The sequence below is a fragment of the Corynebacterium sp. AOP40-9SA-29 genome (assembly GCF_052377405.1).
GTDB lineage: Bacteria > Actinomycetota > Actinomycetes > Mycobacteriales > Mycobacteriaceae > Corynebacterium.
Genome location: NZ_JBQSWR010000001.1, coordinates 615,680 through 641,644, shown reverse-complemented (window position 1 = coordinate 641,644; position 25,965 = coordinate 615,680). Strand labels below are relative to the sequence as shown.

The 25,965-nt window shown below is 68.8% G+C and carries 22 protein-coding genes; 14 read left to right on the top strand and 8 right to left on the bottom strand.

The features are described from left to right. Window positions 1–95 precede the first annotated feature (95 nt). Complete coding sequence (locus ACT3SZ_RS03015; protein ID WP_444616578.1) at window positions 96–437, top strand: YdeI/OmpD-associated family protein; 342 nt, start codon at window positions 96–98, stop codon at window positions 435–437. 110 nt (window positions 438–547) lie between these two features. Here the strand turns inward: ACT3SZ_RS03015 and ACT3SZ_RS03010 are convergent, their stop codons facing one another. From ACT3SZ_RS03010 to ACT3SZ_RS02995, 4 genes are all read right to left on the bottom strand, one after another. Further along, window positions 548–967 carry an XRE family transcriptional regulator gene (locus ACT3SZ_RS03010; protein WP_444616577.1) on the bottom strand — a complete coding sequence of 140 codons (420 nt, stop codon included), beginning with the start codon at window positions 965–967 and terminating at the stop codon, window positions 548–550. Window positions 968–980: 13 nt separating this feature from the next. Further along, complete coding sequence (locus tag ACT3SZ_RS03005) at window positions 981–1,349, bottom strand: hypothetical protein (protein ID WP_444616576.1); 369 nt, start codon at window positions 1,347–1,349, stop codon at window positions 981–983. A 134-nt stretch (window positions 1,350–1,483) separates the two neighbouring features. Further along, on the bottom strand, window positions 1,484–2,122 hold the full coding sequence (locus ACT3SZ_RS03000; RefSeq protein ID WP_444616575.1) for a DNA-3-methyladenine glycosylase: 639 nt from the start codon (window positions 2,120–2,122) through the stop codon (window positions 1,484–1,486). A 3-nt stretch (window positions 2,123–2,125) separates the two neighbouring features. Then, window positions 2,126–4,153, bottom strand: coding sequence for an FAD/NAD(P)-binding protein (locus tag ACT3SZ_RS02995; RefSeq protein ID WP_444616574.1), 2,028 nt, complete (start codon window positions 4,151–4,153; stop codon window positions 2,126–2,128). Window positions 4,154–4,252: 99 nt separating this feature from the next. On the opposite strand from ACT3SZ_RS02995, the gene ACT3SZ_RS02990 reads away from it, so the two are divergent. From ACT3SZ_RS02990 to ACT3SZ_RS02975, 4 genes are read left to right on the top strand one after another with little or no spacing between them, the layout of a single operon-like run. Further along, on the top strand, window positions 4,253–5,974 hold the full coding sequence (locus tag ACT3SZ_RS02990) for a TIGR04028 family ABC transporter substrate-binding protein (RefSeq protein WP_444616572.1): 1,722 nt from the start codon (window positions 4,253–4,255) through the stop codon (window positions 5,972–5,974). Between the two features lie 17 nt (window positions 5,975–5,991). Then, window positions 5,992–6,933 carry an ABC transporter permease gene (locus tag ACT3SZ_RS02985; protein ID WP_444617042.1) on the top strand — a complete coding sequence of 314 codons (942 nt, stop codon included), beginning with the start codon at window positions 5,992–5,994 and terminating at the stop codon, window positions 6,931–6,933. Then, complete coding sequence (locus ACT3SZ_RS02980; RefSeq protein WP_444617041.1) at window positions 6,933–7,766, top strand: ABC transporter permease; 834 nt, start codon at window positions 6,933–6,935, stop codon at window positions 7,764–7,766. The genes ACT3SZ_RS02985 and ACT3SZ_RS02980 overlap by 1 nt, the downstream gene beginning before the upstream one ends. A 2-nt stretch (window positions 7,767–7,768) precedes the next feature. Next, window positions 7,769–9,481 (top strand): dipeptide ABC transporter ATP-binding protein, encoded by a 1,713-nt coding sequence (locus ACT3SZ_RS02975; RefSeq protein WP_444616571.1) that lies wholly within the window; start codon window positions 7,769–7,771, stop codon window positions 9,479–9,481. Here the strand turns inward: ACT3SZ_RS02975 and ACT3SZ_RS02970 are convergent. Genes ACT3SZ_RS02970 through ACT3SZ_RS02960 form a run of 3 tightly spaced genes read right to left on the bottom strand, consistent with a single transcriptional unit; the run spans window position 9,448 to window position 11,746 of the window. Beyond that, complete coding sequence (locus ACT3SZ_RS02970; protein WP_444616569.1) at window positions 9,448–10,140, bottom strand: response regulator transcription factor; 693 nt, start codon at window positions 10,138–10,140, stop codon at window positions 9,448–9,450. The two genes, ACT3SZ_RS02975 and ACT3SZ_RS02970, sit on opposite strands and share 34 nt — an antisense overlap. After that, window positions 10,137–11,273, bottom strand: a complete 1,137-nt coding sequence (locus ACT3SZ_RS02965; RefSeq protein ID WP_444616567.1) for a sensor histidine kinase — start codon at window positions 11,271–11,273, stop codon at window positions 10,137–10,139. Before ACT3SZ_RS02965 ends, ACT3SZ_RS02970 begins: the two co-directional genes overlap by 4 nt. A gap of 59 nt (window positions 11,274–11,332) precedes the next feature. Then, a complete protein-coding gene (locus tag ACT3SZ_RS02960) occupies window positions 11,333–11,746 on the bottom strand; it encodes a hypothetical protein (protein ID WP_444616566.1) in 414 nt (137 codons plus the stop codon). A gap of 129 nt (window positions 11,747–11,875) precedes the next feature. Here ACT3SZ_RS02960 and ACT3SZ_RS02955 point away from each other — a divergent pair, with 129 nt between their 5' ends. From ACT3SZ_RS02955 to ACT3SZ_RS02935, 5 genes are all read left to right on the top strand, one after another. Further along, complete coding sequence (locus tag ACT3SZ_RS02955) at window positions 11,876–13,213, top strand: alkylhydroperoxidase domain protein (protein ID WP_444616564.1); 1,338 nt, start codon at window positions 11,876–11,878, stop codon at window positions 13,211–13,213. A gap of 17 nt (window positions 13,214–13,230) precedes the next feature. After that, window positions 13,231–14,196, top strand: coding sequence for an aldo/keto reductase (locus ACT3SZ_RS02950; protein ID WP_444616562.1), 966 nt, complete (start codon window positions 13,231–13,233; stop codon window positions 14,194–14,196). 14 nt (window positions 14,197–14,210) lie between these two features. Then, window positions 14,211–14,801, top strand: coding sequence for a GNAT family N-acetyltransferase (locus ACT3SZ_RS02945; RefSeq protein ID WP_444616560.1), 591 nt, complete (start codon window positions 14,211–14,213; stop codon window positions 14,799–14,801). A 78-nt stretch (window positions 14,802–14,879) separates the two neighbouring features. Then, window positions 14,880–15,296 carry a prevent-host-death protein gene (locus tag ACT3SZ_RS02940; RefSeq protein ID WP_444616558.1) on the top strand — a complete coding sequence of 139 codons (417 nt, stop codon included), beginning with the start codon at window positions 14,880–14,882 and terminating at the stop codon, window positions 15,294–15,296. Next, a complete protein-coding gene (locus ACT3SZ_RS02935) occupies window positions 15,293–15,712 on the top strand; it encodes a cytotoxic translational repressor of toxin-antitoxin stability system (RefSeq protein ID WP_444616556.1) in 420 nt (139 codons plus the stop codon). The genes ACT3SZ_RS02940 and ACT3SZ_RS02935 overlap by 4 nt, the downstream gene beginning before the upstream one ends. Window positions 15,713–15,714: 2 nt before the next feature. On the opposite strand, the gene ACT3SZ_RS02930 is transcribed toward ACT3SZ_RS02935, so the two are convergent. Further along, window positions 15,715–15,858, bottom strand: a complete 144-nt coding sequence (locus ACT3SZ_RS02930) for a hypothetical protein (protein WP_444616554.1) — start codon at window positions 15,856–15,858, stop codon at window positions 15,715–15,717. 134 nt (window positions 15,859–15,992) lie between these two features. On the opposite strand from ACT3SZ_RS02930, the gene ACT3SZ_RS02925 reads away from it, so the two are divergent. From ACT3SZ_RS02925 to ACT3SZ_RS02910, 4 genes are all read left to right on the top strand, one after another. Continuing rightward, window positions 15,993–18,299, top strand: coding sequence for an acyltransferase family protein (locus ACT3SZ_RS02925; protein ID WP_444616552.1), 2,307 nt, complete (start codon window positions 15,993–15,995; stop codon window positions 18,297–18,299). 5 nt (window positions 18,300–18,304) lie between these two features. Next, window positions 18,305–20,587, top strand: a complete 2,283-nt coding sequence (locus ACT3SZ_RS02920; RefSeq protein WP_444616551.1) for an acyltransferase family protein — start codon at window positions 18,305–18,307, stop codon at window positions 20,585–20,587. Window positions 20,588–20,650: 63 nt separating this feature from the next. Then, window positions 20,651–23,278 carry an acyltransferase family protein gene (locus tag ACT3SZ_RS02915; protein ID WP_444616549.1) on the top strand — a complete coding sequence of 876 codons (2,628 nt, stop codon included), beginning with the start codon at window positions 20,651–20,653 and terminating at the stop codon, window positions 23,276–23,278. A gap of 91 nt (window positions 23,279–23,369) precedes the next feature. Beyond that, window positions 23,370–25,913: an acyltransferase family protein gene (locus ACT3SZ_RS02910; protein ID WP_444616547.1), complete on the top strand. Its 2,544-nt coding sequence runs from the start codon at window positions 23,370–23,372 to the stop codon at window positions 25,911–25,913. Window positions 25,914–25,965 lie beyond the last annotated feature (52 nt).

The window sequence follows — 25,965 nt, the reverse complement described above, 5'->3', positions numbered from 1 at the left end:
GATTCAATCCTGAGAACGTCGGATGCGTGAATGATCGAATGTGAGCGAATGATTCGAATCAGCGATTGAATGCCGGTGGGAGTAGCGTCAGTGCCATGACCGACACCACAGGCACGACCCCCACCGACACCGCGGCAGAAACTGCGGCGGTCCCCGGAGCTGTCTCCGGCGGTGTGGTCCACGACCTGCCCGATGACCTGCGCGATGCCATCCTCGGCGGCGACCGCGGCCCGGGCGACGACGGTGCCCCGGCGATCGCCCGCAGCGTCCTGCCGCTGTGGGAGGACATCACCCCGCTGGCGCGCAATGAGTTCATCTGCTGGGTCGAGGATGCCCGCCAGGCTCCGACCCGTGCCCGTCGGATCCGCCGCACCTGCGAGGAACTCGAGGAGGGCAAGCGGCGTCCCTGCTGTTGGCCCGGCTGCAAGCACCGGTGAGACGTCGGCGGCCGAAGGCAGTGCAGGATCTTCATCCCTCCAGGCAGGGATTCGGGCCGATTCGCTACCTGGAGGGGTGATCTCTCGAACGGTGGGGCGCGCGGGGGATCCTAGGTGGCGGGATTGAGCACCAGGAGAGTGGCGGTGGCGGGGCCCACGGCGCGGAGTTCGTGCACGCGGCCGGCCTCGATGTGGACCGCTGAACCGGGCGACACCACGACCACGTCGTTCTCCGCCTCCTCGTTCCGGATCTCGACCTCGATGGTGCCGACCTGCCCGAGGATGAGGATCGGGTCGGCGGCGCTGTGGTCGGCCATCACGTCGCCGTCGCGGAAGGCCAACCGGACCACGGTGACCCCGTCCGTTCTGGCGAGCCGTTCCACCGCGGGTTTGGCCTGCGTGTAGTCGGTGCGGGGGATCTCGTAGTCGGACTTCACGGTGCCGGGGTGGGCGTCGGCGAGGCCGTCGACGCTGGTCCAACCGTCGCGGGAGTCGGTGTTCGCTGAGGCGGAGCGTGGTGTGGGTGTCATGGTGGGCCCCAGCCTACGTGCGAAACTGCGGGAGGACGTCGGCGAAGTCGCTGACCTCCGTGGCGAGGTCACGCGCGATTTCCTCCCCCTCGTCGAGCCACGCCTTCTCGTTCTCCGCGGAGTCCCAGCTGCCGAACTCGACAGTGTGGTCACCCCAGAATTGTTGCCAGGACCTCAACCGTGTGGAGAGCTCCGTGGAGAGCCCGTACGTCTCAGCGGACGGGAGGTTGCCAATGGCCCAGATGACCCGGGGACCTTCGGGGGTGTCCTCGAAGACCGTGTTCTCCCACAGTGGGTAGTCGCGCCCATAGTCGGGAAACAACCTGATCTGCCGGCGTTCGGGAGGGGTACCTTTAGTGTGCTCGTAATTCGGTCTGCCCATAGTCAGAGGATAGTAGGTGCCGGGATCGCGGAGCTGCAGCCTCTTCACCCTTCCAGGTAGGGAATCGGGATGAAATGCTTCCTGGGAGGGCGACTATTTCGACGGTGGGGAGGTGGTGGGGAGGCGGCCGGACGCTAGGGGGTGCGTGGGCGGCTGCGCGGGGTGGTGACCGTGCGGTCGCCGGGGATCCAGAAGCGCAGTGGTGCGTCGACGTTCTTCGAGATCCCGATCCGCGGCCCGGCGACCTGCTCGACTGGGAAGGACGCCGCGGTGAGGGTGAAGCCGGGAGCGTCCACGGCGGCACGGGCACTACCGGCACGGGCACCGTCCTCCGCACCGTCCTGCCTGATCACCGAGCCGTTGAGGTCCAGGTCGAGGCCGAGGACGGCGCCGAGGTTGCCGGGGCCACGGGCCAGGCCGTCGTCGGTGGGTTTCGGGCCGCGGCGGGAACGGGCCAGGTCAAGACCCTCGACGACGCGTCCTGCTCGCATCAGGATCCCCGCACCGGTGCCCTCGTCGCGGCACACGAGGTTGCCGGCGCGATGGATGCCGTAGCTGGCGTACACGTAGAGCCGTCCGGGCGGGCCGAACATGGTCACGCACCGCGGAGTCGGGCCGTTGTAGGTGTGCGACGCGGGGTCGCCCACCCCGGGGTAGGCCTCGACCTCGGTCAACTCCACGGCGACGGTGCCCTCGGCCGTGGTGCGTCGCAGGGTGGCCCCGAGCAGCTGTGGGGCCACGGTCTCCGGTGCCTGGGAGAAGTCGATGTGCACGGGCTATTTCCCGGCGGAGTCCAGCACGCCCAACGCCGACACGGCCGCGGCGTCGGTCTCCTGCAGCATCAGCGGGTCGGTGCGGGGCATGGGGGAGATGGTCATGTCGGCGCGGACCTCCTGCAGCGGGATGCCGAGCATGTGCACGCGCGGGTCCAGGCTGCCGTCGACGTGTACCAGCCGGGAGGTCGCCAGGTCGACCTCCGGGGCCTTGGACGCCACCTCGGCGGGTTGCCCGGTCTCGTCGGCGCCGCCGGTGAAGACGAAGGGGCGCAGTCGGGCGTCGCGCACCAGCGCGGCGGTGATGGGCGAGGCGGTGTCGCGCACGGCGGGTTTGTGCAGCCAGGCGTCGACCAGCGTGGTGGAGGAGACGTTGACGTCCCCGGTGGTCTCGGAGGCCATGAGGAACGCGGGTGCCTCGGGGTCGACGACCACGGTGGGGTGGCCGCCGAGGAAGCGGACGTAGCCGTCGTCGACGAGGCAGAGCAGTTCGGCGGTGCGGAACGCCGGCGGCCCGGAGCCGACCATCTGGCCCACGCGTCGTAGTTCGGCGTAGGCACCGCGCCGGGACTCCAGGGTGAAGCGTCCGGGCTGGTCGGCGACCTGAGCGGGTTTGCGGGCGGAACCGATGACCTGCAGTCCGGCCTTGACCGCGGAGGCGGTGCCGAGCGACGCCTCGTGCAGGTCGGCGGCGAGACGGTCGCCGATGTGGGCGGTGAGTTCGTCGATGGTGGGCGCACTGTCGCGCGTCCGGACGTAGGTGGCGACGGGGTCGGCGTAGCCGGGAATGTCGAAGCGGTCGGCGGCGTCGGGGACGAGGGCGGCGAGCGCGGGGTCCTCGTGCAGGTTCCAGGGGTCGTCCGAAGCATCGATGATATCGGTGACCTGCGTCATCAGGTCCGGAGCGTCCTGCAGCAGGACGCGGTAGTAGGCCTCGTGGGCATCGCGCAGCAGCGCGGGCCACAGGCGCTCGCCGAAGTCGATGGAGCCGGCGGGCGCGTCGGACGGTACGGCGGCGAGTTCGGCGCGGAAGCGCGGCATCCGCGCTGCCGGCGGCAGCGCGTCGTAGACGGGTTTGGGCTGGTAGGGGTAGCCGTGGTGGGAGGAGACAACCAGGCGCGGTTCGTCGCCGGAGGCCTCGTAGCGCAGGCCGGAACGCGCCGAAGCGTCCGGCACGAAGCGTCCTGCGCGGTCGATGGTGACCATGGCCATGAGGTCGAACAGTCCCATGCCGAGGCCGCGGACGAGCACGTCCTGCCCCGCGGGCAGTGCGGAAACGTCCTGGTCGGCGGGGTTTCCGGGGCGCACCCACGTCAGCTCGGGGTAATGCTCCACGGACTGGGCGGTGAAGGTTTCCAGGGCGTCGGGTTCGGTGTCGGTCCAGCCGAGGGCGAGCACGGTGGCGTCGGCGTCGAGGGTGGTGCCGTCGGCGAGGGTGATGCGGTCGTGGCCGTCGGACGTGGCGCGCACGTCGGTGGCGCGGGTGGTGTGCGTGCGCAGGACGAGGCCCTCGGGCAGGCGGGCGACGACGACGTCGTACACCCACCGCAGGTAGTGGCCGTAGAGCGCGCGCGAGGGGTGGGACTCCGGGCGGCTGGACGCCAGTTCCGCGGCGAAGTCGACGCCGACCTCCTCCGGAACGAGGCCGGGGTGGGCGTGGAAGAGCTCGGACTTCGCGGTGCCGGCCGGCCCGGTGAGTTCCTCGCCGCGCAGCAGGCGGATCCACTCGTACATGGTGGGGCCCTCGAGTACGGGCGCGGTCACGGTGGAGCCGGGTTCGGTGAACAGGGTGACGGCGTCGGCGAGGGTGTTCATGCACAGCGTGCGTGTCTGGTCGGTGCGCCAGACGCGGCCGGTGCCGACGGCGACGTCGTCGACGAGGTGCACGGTGACAGGTTCGGACGTGCCGGACGTGCCGGACGTGCCGGACGTGCCGGACGACGCTGCGTGCCGGTCGCGCACCAGGGCGCTGAGCCGTTCGAGGACGGAGATGCCGCGCGGGCCCCCGCCGATGACTGCTATGGCGTTCATGGCCACCATGGTATCGGTCGCAAACTGTTGTGTTACGGTGGGCGCACCCTGGAAGAACAGACAGATCTGTTCAGTTCTGTTGAAAGCACTAAATCGCCCATGTCGCCGCTGCATCCGTCACGCCGCACCACCCGCACGAACCGCAGGAACCGCACGATCTTCGCCCCGGTTGCCGCCGCCGTGACCGCCGTCGCCGTCGCGGCGTCCCTCGTCGCCTGCGGGTCGTCCGGCGACCGCGATGCCGGCGCACGGGAACTGGTGTACCTGGAGTCCCTGCCGTTCACCTCCCTGTACCCGCCGGCCGCCGGTTTCTACCCCAACGGCGGCATCCTCAACAACATCACCGACCGGCTGCTGTGGCAGGACCCGGAGTCCCTGGAGCTGCACCCGTGGATCGCCACCGACCTGCCCGAGGTCAACGACGACGCCACGGAGTACACCTTCTCCCTGCGCGACGACGTGACCTACTCCGATGGCACGCCGCTGACCGCGCAGAACGTGGTCGACAACTTCGACCTCTTCGCGCTCGGTGATCCGGACCGCGGCCTGGCGTCATCGGAGCAGATCAGCAGCTACGAGCGCGGCGAGGTCCTCGACGACACCACCGTGCGCTTCCACTTCGCCGACCCGGAGCCCGGCTTCGCCCAGGCCACGAGCTCCTTCAACGCCGGGCTGCTCGCCGACTCCAGTCTGGCGCAGTCGGACGAGGGCTTCGCGCCGGGCAGCGCGTCGTCCGTCGTCGGCTCCGGACCGTTCGTGGTTACCGACGAACAACTCAACACCGAGGTCACACTGGACGCCCGGGACGACTACGACTGGGCGCCGCAGGGCCGCGACGCCGCCGACGACCAGCAGGGTGCCGCACAGATCGACCGGGTCAGCGTGGTCATCACCCAGGAAGACAGTGTGCGCGTCGGCGGGCTGAAAACCGCCCAGGGCGATGTGGCCCGTCAGATCGAGGCCCCGGAGGAACAGCACCTCGCCGATGAGGGCATCGAGGTGCTGTCCGCGCCGACGAACGGGGTGAACAACCAGCTCGCCCTGCGTTTCCGCCACCCGCTGCTCAGCGACATCCGGGTGCGTCAGGCGATCATCGCCGGGGTGAACCGCGACCGGATCCTGGACTCCCTGTTCAGCGACTCCTACACCAAGGCGACGTCCTCGCTGGCCAGCACCGCGGCGGGCTACCGTGAGCAGGAGGACGCCTACGTATTCGACCCCGACAAGGCCCGCGACCTGCTCGACGAGGCCGGCTGGGTGCCGGGCTCTGATGGCGTGCGCGTCAAGGACGGCGAGCGGCTCAGCCTCACCGCCAACGACTCCGCGCAGCAGCCGCGGACCCGGGAGGTGGTGACCATGGTCCAGGAGCAGCTGCGTGACATCGGCGTGGAGGTCAACCTGTACCCCGGCGACGTTGCCGCGCAGAAGGCCGCGCAGGTCAACCAGGACCTCATCCAGCTCAACGTGACCATGGTCGGACGCGCCGACTACGACGTGATCAAGAGCCAGTACTACTCGCAGAACCGCAACCAACTGCTCAACTTCGACGCCGATGACGAGTCCATCGGCGATCCGGAACTTGAGGAACTGCTGCTCAAGGTGTCCAGTTCGGTCAACGAGGAGGACCGTGCCGCGGCCAGCGGTGATGTGCAGGACTACCTGACCGAGCAGGCGTACGTACTGCCGTTCTTCGAGGAGCCGCAGGTCTACGGCGTGCAGGACTACGTGCATGGCTTCACCACCGACCCGATCGGGCGACCGTGGTTCTACCCGGTCACGCTCGACACCGAATCCGACGCCGCCGAAGAGCAGGAGGGCTGACAGACACCATGGATTCCCTGACCACCGGTGCCGTACTGCGGCGCATCGGCCAGTCCCTGCTGGTCCTCTGGGCCACCTTCACCCTGGCGTTCATCCTGCTCACCGCCCTGCCGGGGGACGCGGTGCAGACCCGCTACGCCAACCCCGAGCTCGGCCTGTCGCCGCAGGAGATCGCGCAGATGCGTGAGTCCTATGGCGCGGACGAACCGGTGCTCACCCGCTACTGGAACTCGCTGACCGGCATGCTGCGCGGCGACTTCGGCTTCTCCATGGAGACCGGCACCCCGGTGTCCACGATGCTGGGGGAGGCGCTGCCGAGCACCCTGACCCTGGCGCTCACCGGCTTCATCCTGGCCGTGGTCGTGGCCGTGGTGATTGCGGTGGCCGCGACGTCCTCCCGGTTCGGTTGGGTGCGCGGCGCCTTGCGCGCGCTGCCGCCGCTGTTCATCTCCCTGCCGGCGTTCTGGCTGGGCATCATCCTGATCCAGACGTTCAGTTTCCAGCTCACCTGGGTGCCGGTGATCCACGCCAGCGCGGTGCAGGAACTCATCCTGCCGTCGATCGCGTTGGCGTTGCCGTTGTCCGCGCCGATCGCGCAGGTGCTCATCCGCGGCATCGACGATGCCTCGCGTCAGCCCTATGTGACCGTGGTGCGGGCGCGCGGCGCCGGGGAGCAGTGGATCCTGTGGCGCAATGTGATGCGCAATGCCGCCCTGCCCGCCCTGACCATCGCCGGGGTGACCTTCGGTGAGTTGGTCGGCGGCGCGGTGATTACCGAGGCCGTCTTCGACCGGGCGGGCCTGGGCGCGGCCACCGTGTCCGCGGTCTCCACCCGTGACACCCCGGTGCTCATGGCGGTGGTCGTGCTCGCCGCCGCGGCGTTCATCCTGGTCAACCTGATCGTGGATCTGCTCTACCCGGTCCTCGACGCCCGACTGCGCAGGACGGTGACGGCATGATGGGCACGAACCTCAAGACCCTCAAAACTCTCAGAACTCTCAGAACTCTCCGCCCCGGCGTGTGGCTCTCCGGCGCGGTGGTGCTCATCGCCGTCGCCTGGGCGCTGGTGCCGGGCGTGTTCGCCTCCGGCGACCCGACGTCCTCCGGGGAGACCGCGCCGCTGCTCGCCCCGTCCGCCGAGCACTGGTTCGGCACGGACGCGGTCGGACGCGACCTCTACACCCGGGTGGTGTGGGGTGCGCGCCAGTCGCTGGCCGGCGCGCTGCTCGCCGTGCTCGTCGGCATGGTCGCCGGCTCCCTGCTGGGCTTGCTCGCCGGCGCGCGCCGCGGCTGGTTGGACGCCCTGGTCATGCGCGTGGTCGACGTCCTGCTGTCCATCCCGTCGCTGCTGCTCAGCCTGGCGGTGATCATCCTGCTGGGCTACGGCACCTTCAACGCCGCGGTCGCCGTCGGTGTCACCAACGTCGCCGTGTTCGCCCGGCTGGCGCGTTCCCAGGTGCTCAGCGTGGCCGGCAGCGACTTCGTCGAGGCGGCCTATGGTTCCGGCGGCACGGCCATGCAGGTGTTGTGGCGTCACATCCTGCCGAACTCGCTGACCCCGGTGATCGCCCTGGCGGCACTGCAGTTCGGCAGCGCGATCCTGCAACTGTCCACCCTGGGCTTCCTGGGCTACGGTGCGCCGCCGCCCACACCGGAGTGGGGCCTGATCATCTCCGAGGGCCGCGACTTCATCGCCACCTCCTGGTGGCTCACGGTGCTGCCGGGCCTGGCGATCGTGCTGGTCGTGCTGGCCACCAACCATCTGAGTCAGTCGTTGCGGAAGGAGTCCTGACCATGGCGGAAGTGACGGAAGCAATGGACTGGGACGACGGCTCCTGGCATGACGAGCGCGCACGCGCGCCGCGTCCTGCCGAGCCGCCGCTGCTGGAGATCCGCGACCTGGCGGTGTCTTATCGGACGCGCCGCGGCGAGGTGCACGCCGTGAAGGACGTCAACCTCACCGTCCGGCGCGGGCGGGTGACCGCCATCGTCGGGGAGTCCGGCTCCGGCAAGTCGACCTCGGCGATGGCCACCCTCGGCCTGTTGCCGGACAACGCCACGGTGTCCGGCGAGATCCTGCTGGAAGGACGCAGCCTGCGCAATCTGGGTCGCCGCGAGTGGCGCACGATACGTGGAAAGCGCATCGGCCTGATCCCGCAGGACCCGAACAACTCGCTGAACCCGGTGAAGACCATCGGCGAGTCGGTGGGCGAGGGGTTGCGCATCCATGGCGCCCACGGCCGTAGCTCCCGCTCAGAGCGTCGCGCGAAGGTCGTCGAGCTACTGGACACCGTCGGCATCGACGATCCGGAACGCCGCTACTCCCAGTACCCGCACGAACTCTCCGGCGGCATGAAGCAGCGCGCGCTCATCGCCGCGGCCCTGGCGCTGGAACCGGACCTGCTCATCGCCGACGAACCGACCAGCGCGCTGGACGTCACGGTGCAGCGCACCATCCTGGACCTGCTCGACCGCATGCGCGATGAGCTGGGCCTGGGCGTCCTGTTCATCACCCACGACCTCGCCGTTGCCGGCGACCGCGCCGACGAGCTGGTCGTGATGCGTTCCGGGGAGGTGCGGGAGGACGGCCCGACCGACCGCGTGCTCACCGACCCGCGCGACGACTACACGCGCCGACTGCTTGCGGACGCCCCGTCACTGGTCAGCGCCGTGGAGGCGGCGAGTTACCGTCCCGCGACGCCGCAGGACGGAACCCCGGCGTTGCTGCAGGTCACCGGCCTGCGCCAGGAGTTCGGGGACGCCGTCGCGGTGGACGACGTCTCCTTCTCCGTCCTGCCGGGCACCACGCACGCCATCGTCGGGGAGTCCGGCTCGGGCAAGTCCACCGTGGGCCGGGCGGTGACCGCCTTCCGGCGTCCGACGTCCGGCGAGGTGCGCCTCGGTGACACGCGCGTGGACACCCTGGATGCGAAGGGGCGTCGTGAACTGAGACGACGCGTGCAGATGGTCTACCAGAACCCCTATAGTTCGCTGGACCCGCGCCAGAGCATCGGACGCATCATCGGTGAACCGCTGCAGAACCTCACCGACCTCTCGCGGGCGCAGATCCGTGAGCGGGTGGACGGGATGCTCGACCGTGTCGCCCTCGGCACACCGGGCTCCGGCATGGCCGAGCGGCGTCCCGCGGAACTCTCCGGCGGTCAACGCCAGCGCGTGGCGATCGCCCGCGCCCTGATCCTCGACCCGGAGTTGGTGGTGCTCGACGAGGCGGTGTCCGCCCTGGACGTCACCGTGCAGGCGCAGATCCTGCACCTGCTCGACGAGCTGCAGCGCGAGCTCGGCCTGACGTACGTCTTCATCTCCCACGACCTGGCGGTGGTGCGCGAGATCTCCGACACGGTGTCGGTGATGTCCGGTGGCCGCCAGGTGGAGTCCGGGCGCACCGAGGACATCTTCGAGCGTCCGACCAGCGACTTCACCATCCGACTACTCGACGCAATCCCGGGGCGGCGCTACCGCTCCGGAGGACTTAACCTGGGACTATGAGCCTCGTCGGCGTCCCGGACGAGAAGCGCGACCTGGAGACGATTCGTCACGCCGAGCTTCCTGAAGATTCCGCTGACGTGGGTCTTCACGGTCGGCACCGAGATGTGCAGGGAGCCGGAGATCTCGCTGTTGGAGCACCCGCGCCCCAGCTCCTGGGCGATCCGTGACTCCTGGTCGCTGAGCGAGGCGAGCTTTTTCCTCGCCTCCTCCATCCGCCCCGTCGTGCGCTGGATCATGGTGACGAGTTGTCGGGTAACGGTGGGGGACAGGATGGTCTCCCCGCGGGACACGGCCTTGATGGTGTCGACCACGGTTTCAGGTGACTCGCCTTTGAGGAGGTAGCCCGCGGCGCCGGCCTGCAGCGACCGTGCGACATCCGCGTCGAGGTCGAAGGTGGTGAGCATGATGACTTTCGGCGGGACCGGCCGTGACATAAGTACCTCGGTCGCGGTGATGCCGTCGGATCCGGGCATCCGGATGTCCATGAGTACGACGTCACCGACGTCCGCCTCCGTCCCGGCTACCTCGTCTCCGCTCGAGTAGCAGGCAGACGGGACCACGCCCGGTGCCGCTTGGAGGAGAGCTGTCAACGCGCTGCGGACATACGGGTCGTCATCGACGACGGTGACCCGGATGCACGTCTCCTCAGGAGGGTTCATACCGACCACGGTGCCCTAAGTTGGACGGAGAAGACATTCTCCGTCGTCCGGCTCGTTTTCAAGGTTCCTCTGTAGACCTGTATCCGTTCGGCGATTCCTGAGAGTCCTGTACCCTGTCCTTCCTGTTCAGCGTGGTTGCCGCCGTTCCCCTGGGACAGTGAGCCCGTTCCTGCCAAAGAGTTCGAGCATTCCACCAGGATCCCGGATTCTCGGTTCGCCAGGACCGTTAGCCTCACCGGGGACCCTGGAGCATGCTTCCGGGCATTCGTGAGGAGTTCCCGGACCGCGCGGAAGATGATCGACGACAATCGGACACTGAGGCCGCGATCCGTGTGCACGCTGAGCTCCACCTTCTGTCCGGCACTGCGAACCTCCTCCACAAGGTTCAGGATCGCCGCGCCCAGGTCTTCCCCGGCGTGCAGTGTGTCGGAGTCCTCGAGTGTCCGGAGGGTACGGAGGTCCCGCAGCGCGGAGCGGAGGGAGTCGAGGGCTGTCGTGGACTGGTGTTGGAGAGTTTCGACCAGCCCCGCTAGCTCCTCGGGGATCTCGTCCCTTCGGTAGCGCAGAGTGCCGGCGCTCATGCTGATCAGCGTGAGTTGGTGGGCCAGGGAATCGTGGAGCTCACTGGCGACGGCCTCCCGCTCGGCCCTGCGCACCTGTTCGTCCACGAGGTCCCGTTCCCGCACCAGTTGTGCCGCCCGCTCCCTCAACGAATCCACCAGTTCCCGACGCGACTTCAATGCCAGGGCCCAGCCAACCGCGAGCAGGATGAATGCGCACAGCAGTACCGTTCCGATCGGGATGACATCCCGGGGCAGCGGTGTTCCTACGGAGATCTGGAGGGGCACTGTTGCGAGTGCGAGAAGAGTGACGGCTAGTACATGACGCAGCGGCCGGTATCCGGCGACGGTGAACAGGGCAACGAGACTTGGGCCAGCCACGACGCCAAAGAAAACCGACAGGACGATAAGCGCCGTCGCTATGAGGGTGGCCAGGCTTCTCCTCCACCACAACACCGCGGTGCCGAGAATTCCCAGTACGATACTGGCGGCGACATAGGAAGAAGAGGTGTACGCCGGTGTCGGTTCTGGGTCGATGAACCAGAGCGTGACCATGATGGCGGCAATTGCCACGGCCGCGACATCGCTCCAGCGACGTCCTTCACGTCTCCCCAAGGGATCAGTAGGGCAGGTCAGGCTGAAAGCCACGACAGCAGCTCTTTCTCCCAGCTCGGGTTGGTCGTCTTCTCCAGGAAGGCCTTGTGGTCGAAGAGCAGGTAGACGGCAGTGCCGTCGGTGAACTCGATGATCACCGGCGCACCCCAGGCGCTGGAACCCCCGCCGACGAAGGCTCCGTAGAAGTCGTCGAACTGCCGGGTGATCCGGGATACGGAGTCCCGGGTGATCGTCAGGTCGGTGTTGTCGGTCCAGGTCGACAGGTGCAGTGCTTCCTCGTCGAGGACAGCTTCGCCGCGATGGGGGAAGAGAACCCTCTGGTTGAGGAGGGCCGTGGCGCGCCGGGCGGCTCCGTTCTCTCCGAGTTCGGAGCGGAGTGCGGCGAGGTAGGGTGAGCGTCGGACGGGGGCAGAGTTCGATGTGGCTGACATGTTTTCCAGTGTGCAGCGCACCAGGCGGGCGAACAATCGTCGTAAGGTATCGCTCGTCCATACCGAAGTATGAGGCCCGAGTGGGCAGTGCGGGCGGCGCTACCGCTCCGGAGGACTTAACCTGGGACTATGAGCGACAGCACAGACAGCACAGACATCATCGAACTCCTCGCCGGCATTAAGCCCGGAGAGCCAGTCGCACAACTGCGGCGCAACCGGTCGCAGGCCCGGACGAACGCTCAGCACAGTTTCCGGGTGCTGCTCGAGGCCGGCGACGGCGAGGGCGACGGTTCCGGCTTCACCGACACCGAGCGCTATGTGGTCGCCGCCTTCGTCGCCGGGCTGCACCAGGGCCAGGCCGCTAAGTTCTATGCCGACCTGCTCGGCGACGTGGTGGAGGACGCGGTCGTCAACGCGGTGGCGGAGTGCGTGGAGACCGGGCTCACCGTCGGGCCGTACGGCACCTACCGTGAGCCGGATCTGGCCGGGGAGTCCGTGCCCGGACCGGAGTTCAGCGTGGACCCGCGTGTGCGCGGCGTGCTCGGTGAGAAACTCGCCGCCGCCCTGGAGTTCGCCCACCTGCTGGTCTTCCATCCGCGCGACAGTCGACCGGAGCGCCTGGCACCCCTGGCCTGGTGGGGGTGGACGCCCACGCAGGTGGTGAGCCTGGCGCAGTTGATCTCCTTCCTCTGCTTCCAGATACGCGCCGCAGCGGGGCTGTCCGCCCTGAAGGCGGCGGACGCCGGATACTGGCCGCTCGCCGACGGTCCCGTCCGCCGCCGCGGGGAGGCACAGGAGCGAGCCCAGGAACCGGGCGGCCCCGCGCCGCTCACCGGCGGCGCTTTCGACGTCCACACCTACCCGGACCTGCACCGTCCCACCCGGTTCGTCAGCCACAGCCTGGGCTGGCAGCCGTGGGTGCCGCCGGTGGAGGAAGCCGAGCTCACCGAGCGGCAGCGCACCGCGCTGGTCGACCCGATGCGTGCGAAGTCGTCCTACTTCCGCCTCCTCGCCCGCGACCCGGACGCGCTGGAAGCGCGCACCCTGACCGACAAGGACATCTTCTACAACGTCACCGACGGTGCCGGACGTGCCGAGCGCGAGATCTCCGCGGCGGTGACCAGCCGCTACAACGGCTGCGTCTACTGCGCCTCGGTGCACACCGGGCGCGCCCTGCAGGAGTCCAGCGGCCGGGAGGACGACGTCCAGCGCCTCTGCGACGAGGCCGTCGGCCCCGACTCCCTGCCGGAGCTGGGATCCGAGGCGTGGAACGCCATCGCCGAGGCCTCCGTGGCGCTGACCAGCACTCCCGTGGACTTCGGTGTGGGCCACGTGGAACGACTGCGCGCCGCCGGGCTGGACGACGCCTCCATTATCGACGTGATCAACGGCGCGGCATTCTTCAACTGGGCGAACCGGTTGATGCTGTCGCTCGGGGAGCCAGAACTTCCGGCGCGCTTCCGGTAGGGCGTACCGTGGTCGCCATGACAGAGACAAAGCGTATTACCATCCCCGGCACCGATCTTGAGGTCACCCCGCTCAACCTCGGCGGCAACACCTTCGGATGGACCTCGGACACCGAGGAGTCCTTCGCGGTGCTCGATGCGTTTCTCGCCGCCGGCGGCAACTTCATCGACACCGCCGACATGTACTCGCAGTGGGGCGAGGGCCACTCCGGCGGCGAGTCGGAGACCGTGCTCGGCCAGTGGCTCGCCGAGCGCGGCAACCGCGACCAGGTCGTCCTGGCCACGAAGGTCGGCGCACTCCAGGGCGCCGAAGGCCTGGCGCACGACACGGTCGTGTCCAACCTCGACGACTCGCTGAAGCGGCTGCAGACCGAGGTCATCGACCTCTACTACTTCCACTACGACGACGAGTCCGTGGCGATCGCCGACCAGGTCCGCACCGCCGCGGCCCTGGTGGACTCCGGCAAGGTCCGTTACATCGGCCTGTCCAACTACTCCACTGAGCGCATGCGCGAGTTCTTCGAGACCGCCCGCGAGCTGGAGCTCGACCACGCCATCCCGCTGGCGATCCAGCCGCAGTACAGCCTGCTGTCGCGCGCAGGTTACGAAGACGGCTACATGCAGGTCGCCGAGGAGTACGGCGTGGGTGTGTTCAGCTACTTCTCCCTGGCGTCCGGCCTGCTGACCGGTAAGTACCGCAGCCGTGAGGATCTGGAGGGTGCTGCCCGCGAGGGACAGACCGGCGGTTACTTCGAGAAGGACGCCGACCCGTTCAGCGTGGTCGAGGCCGTGCTCACGGTCGCTGAGGCGCATTCCGTGGAGCCGGCATCGGTGGCGCTGGCGTGGCTGCTGGCCAAGGGCGTCACCGCCCCGATCGCTTCGGCGCGCACCCCGGAGCAGGTCGCCCCGCTGATCGCGGCGACGACCCTGGAGCTCACCGAGGACGAGGTCGCGACGCTGGACGCCGCGTCGAGTAGTTTCTGAGTAGAATCCGTGGCATGAACCACGGCGCAGGCAACGGAACGGATGACACGCACGGCCTCCCGGTGATCCGCCCGGAGGCCGCTGATGGTGGCGACGCTGGCGAGATCCGCTCGCTCACCGCGGCAGCTTTCGAGGGCATCGAGCACTCCGACGGGCGCGAGCCGGCCATCGTCGATGCCCTGCGCGCCGCCGATGCACTCACGTTGTCGCTGGTCGCGGTGCGTTCCGGCTGGGTGATCGGACATGTGGCGGTGTCGCCGGTGACGCTGGAGGCCGATACGTCAGGTGGCGCGGCAGGGGAGGACGCCGGGCGCTGGTTCGGAATCGGCCCGCTGTCGGTGTCCCCGGCGCACCAGGGGGAGGGGATCGGTGCAGCGCTGATGCGCAGCGCCCTGGAGTTCCTCGACACCACGCAGGACGCCACCGGTGCGGTCCTTCTCGGCGACCCCACCTACTACGACCGTTTCGGTTTCGCCGCCCGCGAGGGCCTGGTGATGGAGGGGCTGCCGCAGGAGAGCGCGCCCTACTTCCAGGCGCTGCGGCTCGACGGGGAAACGTCCTACCCGCGTGCGGTCGTGAGCTACCACCCCGCGTTCGGGGCGTAGTCGGAACGACAAGAACCATGGAGTCACGCCAATAATTGGTCATGGTGTACACCATGTACATGGTGTACATTAGTTGCCATGGATACGAAACCGGCTGTGCACTTCGGGACCGTCGCTCAAGGGCGACAGCATTTCAAGGAGCTCCTCGACTCCGCCGAGTTGGGTGTGCCCAATGTCGTCCGACGGGACCGGTTGCGCGCGGTCGTCGTCGATGGAGAGCGGCTGCGCCGCACGCTCATGGATGCCCGTCCGGCACATGCCCAGGCAGTCGCCGAGAATGACGGCTGGAGCATCATGCTCCCCGGGTTGCCGCTGGCCGCCGACGGCGACTCGTTTGATGGGGCCATCGCAGACATGGTCGATGCCATGCGTGACTACGCGATCGACTGGGTCGATCACCTCCGCTTCGCCGTCAACCACCGTGACAACTGGCAACTTGTCCAGCTGACGGACCTGTCCACGGATGAGCAGCTCGCTGAGTGGCTCACTGCATGAGCGGGCACTACCCGTCCCCCAACAGGAAAGACCACCGCACCTTCTGCATCACTGAACTCTGGTCGGAGGTGCGCAACGCCCGGGGGAGGACCAGCCACCATCTCACCTTCGAACTCTCGTTGCCGGACGGGCGGGTTCTGCGAACTCGAATCTCCCATCCGCCAGGACGAAAGACCTATGGTGATTCGATGTGGGGCCATATCCTGCGCGATCAGCTAGAGGTCACGCAGGAGGAGTTCTGGCGGTGTGTGAAGGACGGCATCCTTCCGGATCGTGGCCGTGCTGTCGCACCGGAAAACTCTGTGCCGGCCGGGGTTGTCGGTCAGCTGCTCGCCCACGGCGTGCCGGAGAATGAGATCCGCGGCATGAGTCGGGAGCAGGCCATCGCCAGGCTCAACGACATATGGTCGCAGTAGCGTCACCACGTACGCAGGGACTCCATGTCGTGGAGGACCTGGGAGGCTTCCGCCTTGTCCCCGGAGTCGTCGGCGAGCGCCGCGGCCTCCTGGCGAAGGTGCTGCCTGGCCTCATCGTCCGGGGGATAGGCATGTAGCGAAGTCATTGAAACAGCATCGCACAACAGATAAGACAACGTAAGGCCCTGTGCCTGCCATAGGTCGCAGACCCCCACCGACCCACCCCGCCCCGGCGGGCCTTCGTGCTGTAGGGCCCCGGCGGCGATACCATGTGATCGCTATGGATTCGACACACACGCGACGCCAGCCCGGTGCCAGTTCACAGGCCGGCCCCCGGACGGGCAGCAGGTACCGGGGCCACCGCAGGGATATTGACGGCCTGCGCGGTCTGGCGATCGCGCTCGTCGTCATCTTCCACGTCTTCGTTGGACGGGTCTCCTCCGGCGTGGACGTGTTCCTGCTGCTCGGCGGCATCTTCTTCTTCTCCCCGCAGATCCGCAATGCGCTGAACCCCGCCGGGCTCACCGTGGTGCAGTCCTTCCTGCGCATCTTCCGTCGCCTCTACCCGGCGCTGATTACGGTCGTCACCGTGGCTGTCATCGCCTCGGTGCTGATCTTCAACCGGGTGCGCTGGCCGGAGGTCGGGGAGGACGCCGGAGCTTCGCTGCTCTACATGCAGAACCTGCACCTGGCGAACCTCGGCCAGGAGTACACGGCGGTGAACCGCGAGGTCAGTGTGTTCCAGCACATCTGGTCGATGTCGGTGCAGATGCAGATCTACCTCGGCTCCCTGCTGGTCATCGCGGCGGTGGCGGCGATGTTCCAGCGCCACGTACGCTCCAGCTCGCAGGTGCTGCACTGGGGTCTGGTGGTGGCCACGGTGGCCAGCTTCGGTTACGCCACCTGGCTCGGCGGCCATGACCAGGGCGCGAACTACTACTCCCCGTTCTCCCGCTTCTGGGAGATCGGCCTGGGTGGCCTGTTCGGCATCTGGCTGCTGGGCCGCGCACTGCCGGCGGTGTGGGCACGCCTGCGCCTGGGCGCCGGCATCGTGGGCCTGGTGCTGATCATCGGCACCGGCCTGTTCTTGGACGGCGCCGCGCAGTTCCCCGGCCCCTGGACGCTCGTGCCGTTGGCCGGCGCGATGCTCGTGGTGCTCGCCGGCAACCCCGTCGTCGGGGAGGACGCTGCGAGCATGCAGGACGCCGCGACCTCGCAGGCCCCGGCGTCCGGCGTGACGGCGATGCTGTGTGCCGCGCCGTTCCAGTTCCTCGGCCGCATCGCCTACAGCCTGTACCTGTGGCACTGGCCGGCGTTGGTGCTGGTCACCTACCTCATGTCGCAGGGTGCCGAGGTCGCCGCCCCGGGCGGCGGCACCGGTTTCCTCAACGGCATCACCGCCACCCTCGGCAACGGGGAGGGTTTCCTCGTCGGCTCCGTGGTGGTGATCGTGTCGGTGCTGCTGGCGTGGGCGACCTACCGCTTCATCGAGACCCCGCTGCGCCAGCAGGCCAAGCCGGAACGCGCGACGGCGCTGTCGGCGTCCTACGTGCGCTCGTCCGTGGCGGGACGCCGCGGCACCGTCGGCGCGGTATGCGCGCTGGTGATGGTCGTCGCCACGGCCGCCGTGGTGTCCTTCGGGCCGGTGATCGATCACCGTAACCAGCTCGCCGCCGCCGTCGATTCCGATGACATCGACCCCGCCGAGTACCCCGGCCCCGCAGCCTTCCTCGCCGACGCCAACGCCCCAGACGATGTCCCCGTCGAACCCGACCCCGCCGTCGGGGAGGAAGAGATGCTGCCGCAGACGCAGAAGGACGGCTGCTTCTCCGGCTTCGCCGAATCCAATGTGATCTTCACCAAGCAGTTCAACTCCTCCGACGAGCCGTGTGTGTACGGCGACGTGGACTCCGACCGCACCATGTACCTCGCCGGCGGCTCGCACTCCGAGCACTACCTCACCGGCCTCGAGGAGGTCGCTGAGCAGCAGGGCTTCAAGATCGTGCCGCTGCTGAAGATGGGCTGCGTGCTGGGTATGAACCTGCCGCACCTCAGCGGCGACCCGTACCCGGAGTGCGCGGAGTGGAACGACAACGTGCAGCAGTTCATCTTCGACAACCCGCCGACCGACGGCGTGTTCATGCCCTCCACCAGGCCCACCATGATCGAGGGCGACGGCCCGGACGTGGTGCCGCCGGAGTACGTGGAGATGGTGCAGCGTCTCACCGACGCCGGCATCCACACCTGGGGCGTCCGCGACACCCCGTGGCACATGGCGGGCCCGGGCGTGCAGGGCAATGCGCGTCTGTGCGTCGCCGAGGGCGCCGAGGACGATACCGAGGACGCCGCCGGCGGTGACTGCGGCATCGCCGAGGAAGCCAGCCTGTCGCCGGTGAACCCCGCGCCGGAAGCCTACGAGGGCCTCGACATCACCAATATCGACCTCACCGCGGCGCTGTGCCGTGACGGGCGCTGCCCGGCGGTGGTCGGCAACGTGCTGGTCTACCGCGACGGACAGCACTTCACGTCCCTGTTCTCCTCCCTGCTGGCGCCCGAGATCAGCCGGCAGATGTACGACGCCGCCTGATCGCCGTGGCAGAAACTAGAACAAAAACGAAATCCACCGTCCGACGCATCGACATCGACGGCCTGCGCGGCCTGGCGATCGCGCTGGTGGTGGTCTTCCACGTCTTCGTCGGCCGGGTGTCCGCCGGCGTGGACGTGTTCCTGCTGCTCGGCGGGCTTTTCTTCTTCGCCCCGCAGATCCGCAACGCCCTGAACCCGGTCGGGCTCACGGTGGTGCAGTCCTTCCTGCGCATCCTGCGTCGCCTCTACCCGGCGCTGGTCACCGTGGTGACGGTGTCGCTCGTGGCCGCGCTGGTGGTCTACGCGCCGGTGCGCTGGTCGGATGCGGGGGAGGATGCCGCGGCGTCGTTGCTCTACGTGCAGAACCTGAACCTCACCGCGCAGGGCGACGACTACGCCGCGATCAGTGCGGACGTGAGCCTGTTCCAGCACATCTGGTCGATGTCGGTGCAGATGCAGGTCTACCTCGGCTCGCTGCTGGTCATCGCGCTGCTCGGGTCGATGTACCGCAGGTGGCCGAGGGTCGGGACGGCCCTGCTGCGCGTGCTGCTGGTCCTGGCCACGGTGGCCAGCTTCAGCTACGCCGTGTGGCTCGGCGGCGTGGACCAGGGCGCGAACTACTACTCGCCGCTGTCGCGCTTCTGGGAGATCGGCCTGGGCGGGCTGTTCGGCATGTTCGTGCTGGGCCGCACGCTGCCCGCGGTGTGGGCGCGCCTGCGCTGGCCGGCCGGGGTGCTCGGCCTGGTGCTGATCGTGGCCACCGGCCTGCTGCTCGACGGTGCCGCGCAGTTCCCCGGACCCCTCACGCTCGTGCCGCTCGCCGGCGCGATGCTCGTGGTGCTGGCGGGCAACCCCGTCGCCGAGCGGGACGCCGCGACCACGCAGGACGCCCCGACCTCGCAGTACGCAGCGTCCGGCGTGACGGCGCTGCTGCGCACCGCGCCGCTGCAGTTCCTCGGCCGCACCGCCTACGGCCTGTACCTGTGGCACTGGCCGCTGCTGACCCTGGCAACGTTTCTGGCCACCGACACCACGCAGGCCGCGGCGGAGGAGACCGGCGCCGAGGCGTCCGACGCGGGTCTGCAGGGCGTGACCGCCACCCTGGGTGCGGGTACCGGTGTGGCGGTCGGCGTCGGCGTGATCGCCGCGTCCGTGGTGTTGGCCTGGCTCACGCTGCGGTTCATCGAGGTGCCGCTGCAGCAGTCGGTGCGTCCGCCGCGCTCGATGGTGCTCGGCGACCACGACTACCTGCGTGCCGCCCTGCGCAGCCGCGGTAAGACGACCGCGGCGATGGTGATGGTCGCCGCCAGCGTCGCCGTACTGGCCTTCGGGCCGCTCGTCGCGCGCTACAACGAGGACCGGGCGACCACCCTGGCCACCGAACCGGTCGACCCGCGCGACTACCCCGGCCCCGCCGCCTACCTGGAGAATGCCCCGGTACCCGAGGATGTCGACATCATCCCGGACACCACCGAAGTCGAGCCGATGATGCCGCAGACCCAGGACGACGGCTGCTACTCCGGCTTCGACGAGACCGACCTCGTGCTGACCAAGGACTTCAACGAGTCCGACGAACCCTGCGCCTACGGCGACGTGGACTCGACGCGCACCATGTACCTGGCCGGCGGCTCACACTCCGAGCACTACCTGCCCGCCCTGGACCGCATCGCCGCCGAGCGTGGCATCCGGATCGTGCCGCTGGTGAAGATGGGCTGCGTGCTCGGCGAACCGCTGACCCGCGACACCGGCGAGGATTACCCGGAGTGCGCGCAGTGGCAGGTCACCGCCGAGCAGTACATCCTGGACAACCCGCCGACCGACGGGGTGTTCATGACCTCCACCCGGCCCAGCACCATCGCCGGCGACGGGCCCGACCAGGTGCCGCAGGGCTACGTGGACGTGGTCTCCCGCTTCACCGCCGCCGGCATCCACACCTGGGGCGTGCGCGACACCCCGTGGCTGATGGCGGAGGAGGGCACGCAGCTCAACGGGCGTCTCTGCGCCGCCGAGGACGGCGGGAAGGACGCCGGGGCCGGCGACACAGAGGACGCCGGGGCGTCCGACTGCGCCATCGCGCAGGACGAGGCGCTCGCCGCGTCCAACCCGGCCACGTCCGCCCTCGCCGGGCTGGACGTGACGCACCTCGACCTCACCGCCGCGGTGTGCCGCGACGGGCAGTGCCCGGCGGTGGTCGGCAATGTGCTGGTCTACCGCGACTCCCAGCACCTCAGCAACCGCTTCGCCGGGATGCTCGCCCCGGAGATCGCCCGGCAGATGTTCGGGGCCTGAGCGGGTCCTCCGGTGTGTCGTGGGAGGTAATGGACTGAGAGTCGTCTTAATATCGACGACGAGATGACGCCCGCCAATCCCGACCGCGCAACCCCGACCGCCCCAGCACCAGGCACAGCACAAGCCCCCGTGCTCGGCGGGCGGCGGTCGTCGCGGCGTACCCACCGCCGCGACATCGACGGGCTGCGTGGCCTGGCCATCGCCCTGGTGGTCGTCTTCCACGTCTTCGTGGGCCGGGTGTCCTCCGGGGTGGACGTCTTCCTGCTCATCGGCGGGATCTTCTTCTTCGCCCCGCAGATCCGCAATGCGCTGAACCCGGCCGGGCTGACCGTGGTGCAGTCGGTGGTGCGCATCGTGCGACGCCTCTACCCCGCACTGCTCACCGTGGTCGGCCTGGTCATGCTGCTTGCGCTGGCGGTCTACCCGGTGTCGCGGTGGACGCAGGCCGCGGGCGACGCGGCGTCCTCCCTGCTCTACGTCCAGAACCTGCACCTCGCCGCCGAAGGCAAGGAGTACTCGGCGATCAACCGGGACGTGAGCCTGTTCCAGCACATCTGGTCGATGTCCGTGCAGATGCAGATCTACCTCGGATCCCTGCTGGTCATCGTGGTGCTCGCGGCGGTATTGCGGCGTCGCCCGCGCACCGGCACCCGGCTGTTGCACCGCGCGCTGTCGGTGGCCACGGTCGCCAGTTTCGCTTATGCGGTGTGGCTGGGCGTGCACGATCAGGCGCTGAACTACTACTCGCCGCTGTCGCGCTTCTGGGAGATCGGGCTGGGCGGCCTCTTCGGCATCTGGATGGTCCACCGCAGCATCCCGTGGGTGTGGCGTTGGCTACGCTGGCCCGCCGGGGTGGTGGGCCTGGTGCTGATCGTGGCCACCGGCCTGCTGCTCGACGGCGCCGCCCAGTTCCCCGGCCCCTGGACGCTCGTGCCGCTCGCCGGCGCGATGCTCGTCATCGTGGCCGGCACGCCCGTCGCCGAGCCGGACGGCAACCGGGCGCGTGCAGCCGCGGAAGGACGCACCGTCGCATCGGTGGGGGTCACCCGCCTGCTCGACGGGCGCGTCTTCCAGTTCCTGGGGCGCACCTCCTACGGGCTGTACCTGTGGCACTGGCCGCTGCTCGTGCTGGCGACCTATATGTTCGCTGAGGCGGGTACGGCTGGCACAGGGGAGACCGGCGGGACCGGCGAGGCGGCGTCGGACGGTCTGGCCGGCATCACCGCCACGCTGGGTACCGGGCGCGGCGTCGCCGTGGGTACCGGCGTGGTGGTGGTCTCGCTGCTGCTGGCGTGGGCCACCCACAAGTTCGTGGAGACCCCACTGCGTCAGCACGGCAAACCGGCACGCTCCTGGATGTTGACCGACCGTCGCTACTGGGCATCGCTGCTGCGCTCCCGCGCGAAATTGGTCACCGTGACCGCCATCGTGCTGGTCAGCGCGGTCGTTCTGTCCTCCGAGCGTATCGTGCAGGATCGCGTCATCGGCCCCGCCGTCGCTGTCGGCGACGACACGAGCGGTGCCGACGGCGTCGGCGGCAGCGTTGCGTCCTACCCCGGGCCGCGCGCCTTTCTGGAGGACGGCACCGCCGTCCCCGACGACGTGCCGGTGCGTCCTGCGCCCGTCTGGGACAAGACCGTGATGCTGCCGGAGACCTCCCTCGACGGCTGCCTTGTGGGCATCGAGGGCGAGGACCTGGTGCTGACCAAGGAGAACAACACCTCCGACGAGCCCTGCGCCTACGGCGACGTGGACTCGACGCGCACCATGTACCTCGCCGGCGGCTCGCACTCCGAGCACTACCTGCCCGCCCTCGACGCCATCGGGCGCGAGCGTGGCATCAAGATCCTGCCGCTGGTCAAGGTCGGTTGTGTGCTCGGCGCACGGATCGAGCGGATGAACGGCGAGGACTACGACCAGTGCTACGCCTGGCAGGACAAGGTCGAGGAGTACATCCTCGACAACCCGCCCACCGACGGGGTGTTTCTGACCTCCACCCGCCCCACCGCGCGCAACGGTGCCGGGCCTGACCAGGTGCCCGACGGGTACGTGGACACCGTGCGCCGGTTCAGCGACGCCGGCATCCACACCTGGGCGGTGCGCGATAACCCGTGGCGTCAGGTAGACGGCACACTGGGCAACTCCATGCTCTGCGTCGCCGACGGCGGCTCGCCCGAGGACTGCGGCCCCTCGGCCGCCGAACTGCTGGAGACCAACCCCGCGCAGGACGCCTACCGTGGGCTCGACATCACCCACCTCGACCTCACCGCCGCCTACTGCCACGACGGGGTGTGCCCCGCGGTCGTCGGCAATGTGCTGGTCTACCGCGACGGCAACCACTTCACGCCCACCTGGTCGGCGATGATGGCCCCCGAGATCGAACAGCAGATGTACGACCCCGCCCCGGCCGACGAGCAACGCCGCGTGGTGGCGGACGCCGTGCGCGCCAGCGGCGACGCGGCGTCCGCTGGGTCCGGCGGTTCCGGCGGGGCTACTGCCCCGGCGCTGGCGCCGAAGGACATCTTCGTGCTGCCGCGGCCGGAACCTGAATCTGTGCCTGAGCCGGAGGTTGTGCCAGTTCCGGAACCTGCGCAGGAATGGGTGGATCCGGGCTGGGTGGATCCGGGGTACGTCGATCCAGGCTGGGTGGACCCGGGGTGGGTCGAACCGGGGTACGCTCCGCCTTACTGAAGCATTACCTTGCCCGACACCCCCGTGTAACGCTCCGGGGCCACGGCGTGTTCAGTAATCCGGGTCGGTGGGCGGTATGCTGTAGCGCGCCATGAACTCTTCCTCCTCGCAGCCAGGGACGTCCACCGCGTCCGCAGGGCGTCCCCGGGCCTCACACCGCCGGGACATCGACGGGCTCCGTGGACTGGCGATCGCACTGGTCGTCGTCTTCCACGTCTTCGTCGGACGGGTGTCGTCGGGTGTGGACGTGTTCCTCCTCGTCGGCGGCATCTTCTTCTTCGCCCCGCAGATCCGCAACGCGCTGAACCCCGCCGGCCTCACCGTCGTCCAGTCGTTCCTGCGCATCCTGCGGCGCCTGTACCCGGCCCTGATCACCGTCGTCGCCGCCACCCTGCTGCTCGCCGTGGTGGTCTACGCCGAGGTCAGGTGGGTCAACGCCGGCAACGACGCCTCCGCCTCGCTGCTCTACATCCAGAACTTCCACCTGGCCAGCGAAGGCCAGGAGTACACCGCCATCAACCGGGATGTGAGCCTCTACCAGCACATCTGGTCGATGTCGGTGCAGATGCAGATCTACCTCGGCTCATTACTGGTCATTGCTCTGCTGGCCACCTTGTTCCGCAAGAAGGCGAAATTCGGCACGAATCTGCTGCACCTGCTGCTGATCATCGGCACCGCCGCCAGCTTCGGCTACGCCACCTGGCTGGGCCAGCACGACCAGGCCGTGAACTACTACTCGCCGTTCTCCCGCTTCTGGGAGATCGGGCTGGGTGGCCTGTTCGGCATCTGGCTGCTGGGCATCGCCATCCCGCGCTCCCTGCGGTGGGTGCGCTGGCCGGCGGGCCTGGCGGGCCTCGCCCTGATCATCGCCACCGGGCTATTCCTCGACGGTGCCGCCCAGTTCCCCGGCCCCTGGACGCTGCTGCCGCTGGCCGGCGCGATGCTGGTCATCTTCGCCGGAAACCCGGAATCCGATCCTGCTGCGGCGGGGGAGAAGCTGCCCGCACCAGCCACCGGCGTGAGCCGTCTGCTGGACGGCCGCATCTTCCAGTTCCTGGGCCGCACGTCCTACAGCCTCTACCTGTGGCACTGGCCGCTGCTGACGCTGGCCACCTTCTGGTTCTCCACCTCGCAGGCCTCGCAGGCCGGCGGGCTGCGCGGCATCACCGCCACGCTCGGCCCGGTCAACGGTGCCCTCGTCGGCACCGGCGTGATCGCCCTGTCCCTGCTGCTGGCATGGCTCACTCACCGCTTCGTGGAGACCCCGCTGCGGCAGAAGAAGAAGCCGCACCACTCGTGGGTGCTCTTCGACCGCGGCTACTGGCGGGCGTCGCTGCGCTCGCGCGGCAAAGTCGTCGCCACCCTGGTGATCGTCCTGGTCACCGGCGCGGTGTTCGCCTTCGGGCCCATCGCGCAGGCGCGCATCGACAACCGCGCCCGCGAGCTCGGCGTGCAGGACGTGGATCCCGCCGAGTACCCCGGCCCCGATGCCTTCCTGAACGACGCCGACGTGCCGGACGGACTGCCCGTCCTGCCCGATCCGTCCGACGACGCACCGATGCTCGCCAACACCCTGAAGGACGGCTGCCTCGCCCACTTCGGCCACACCGACCTGGTGATGACCAAGTGGTTCAACGAGGAGGACGAGCCCTGCGCCTACGGCGACGTGGAGTCCGACCGCACGATGTACCTTGTCGGCGGCTCCCACTCCGAGCACTACCTGCCGGCCCTGGAACGCATCGCCAAGCAGCGCAACTTCAAGATCGTCCCGATCCTGAAGCTCGGCTGCGTGATCGGCATGGACATCCCCAAGTGGGATGGCTCGGACTACCCCGAGTGCCGCGAGTGGCAGCAGAAGGCCGAGGACTTCATCTTCGAGAACCCGCCGTCAGAGGGCATCTTCATGACGGTGACCCGCCCCACGACCATCGAGGGCGACGGGCCTGACCAGGTGCCGAATGAGTACGTGGAGATGGTGCGCAAGCTCTCCGACGCGGGCATCCACACCTGGGGCGTGCGCGATACCCCCTGGGTGCTGGACTCTCCCGGGGTGCAGGGCAACGCTCGACTGTGCGTGGCCGAGGACCGTGGTGACGGCGACTGTGGTGTCGACGAGGAAGAGTCGCTGGCACCGGTGAACCCGGCGCTGTCGGCCTATCGCGGGCTCGACCTGACCAACATCGACGTCACCGACGCGGTATGTCGTGATGGACGCTGCCCCGGGGTGGTCGGCAACGTGCTGGTCTACCGCGACGCGCAGCACTTCACGAACCTCTTCGCCGCGATGCTCGCCCCGGAGATCTCCCGGCAGATGTACGACCCCGAGGCGTTGGAAGAGACCCGCCGCGAGGAGGAGACGTCCCCCGGACCCGAGCCGTCGGACGGTGAGGTGCAGAAGGACGTCTTCCGCCTGCCGAAGCCCGGCGAGGAAGACGGCGCTGACGGTGCCGACGGCGACGGTGGTGCCGACGGCGGTGCGTCCGACCCCGTGCCGGACCCCGCGCCCGACCAAGGCTGGGTTGACCCCGGCTACGTCGATCCGGGTTGGGTCGATCCGGGGTACGTCGACCCCGGCTACGGCTACCAGGATCCGGGCTACGTGGACCCGGGGTACGGCTACGCGCCCCAGTGGTAACCGCCTGACCCCGCGCCACGTGCCCGATCCGTCCTTCCCGCGGCACGGAACC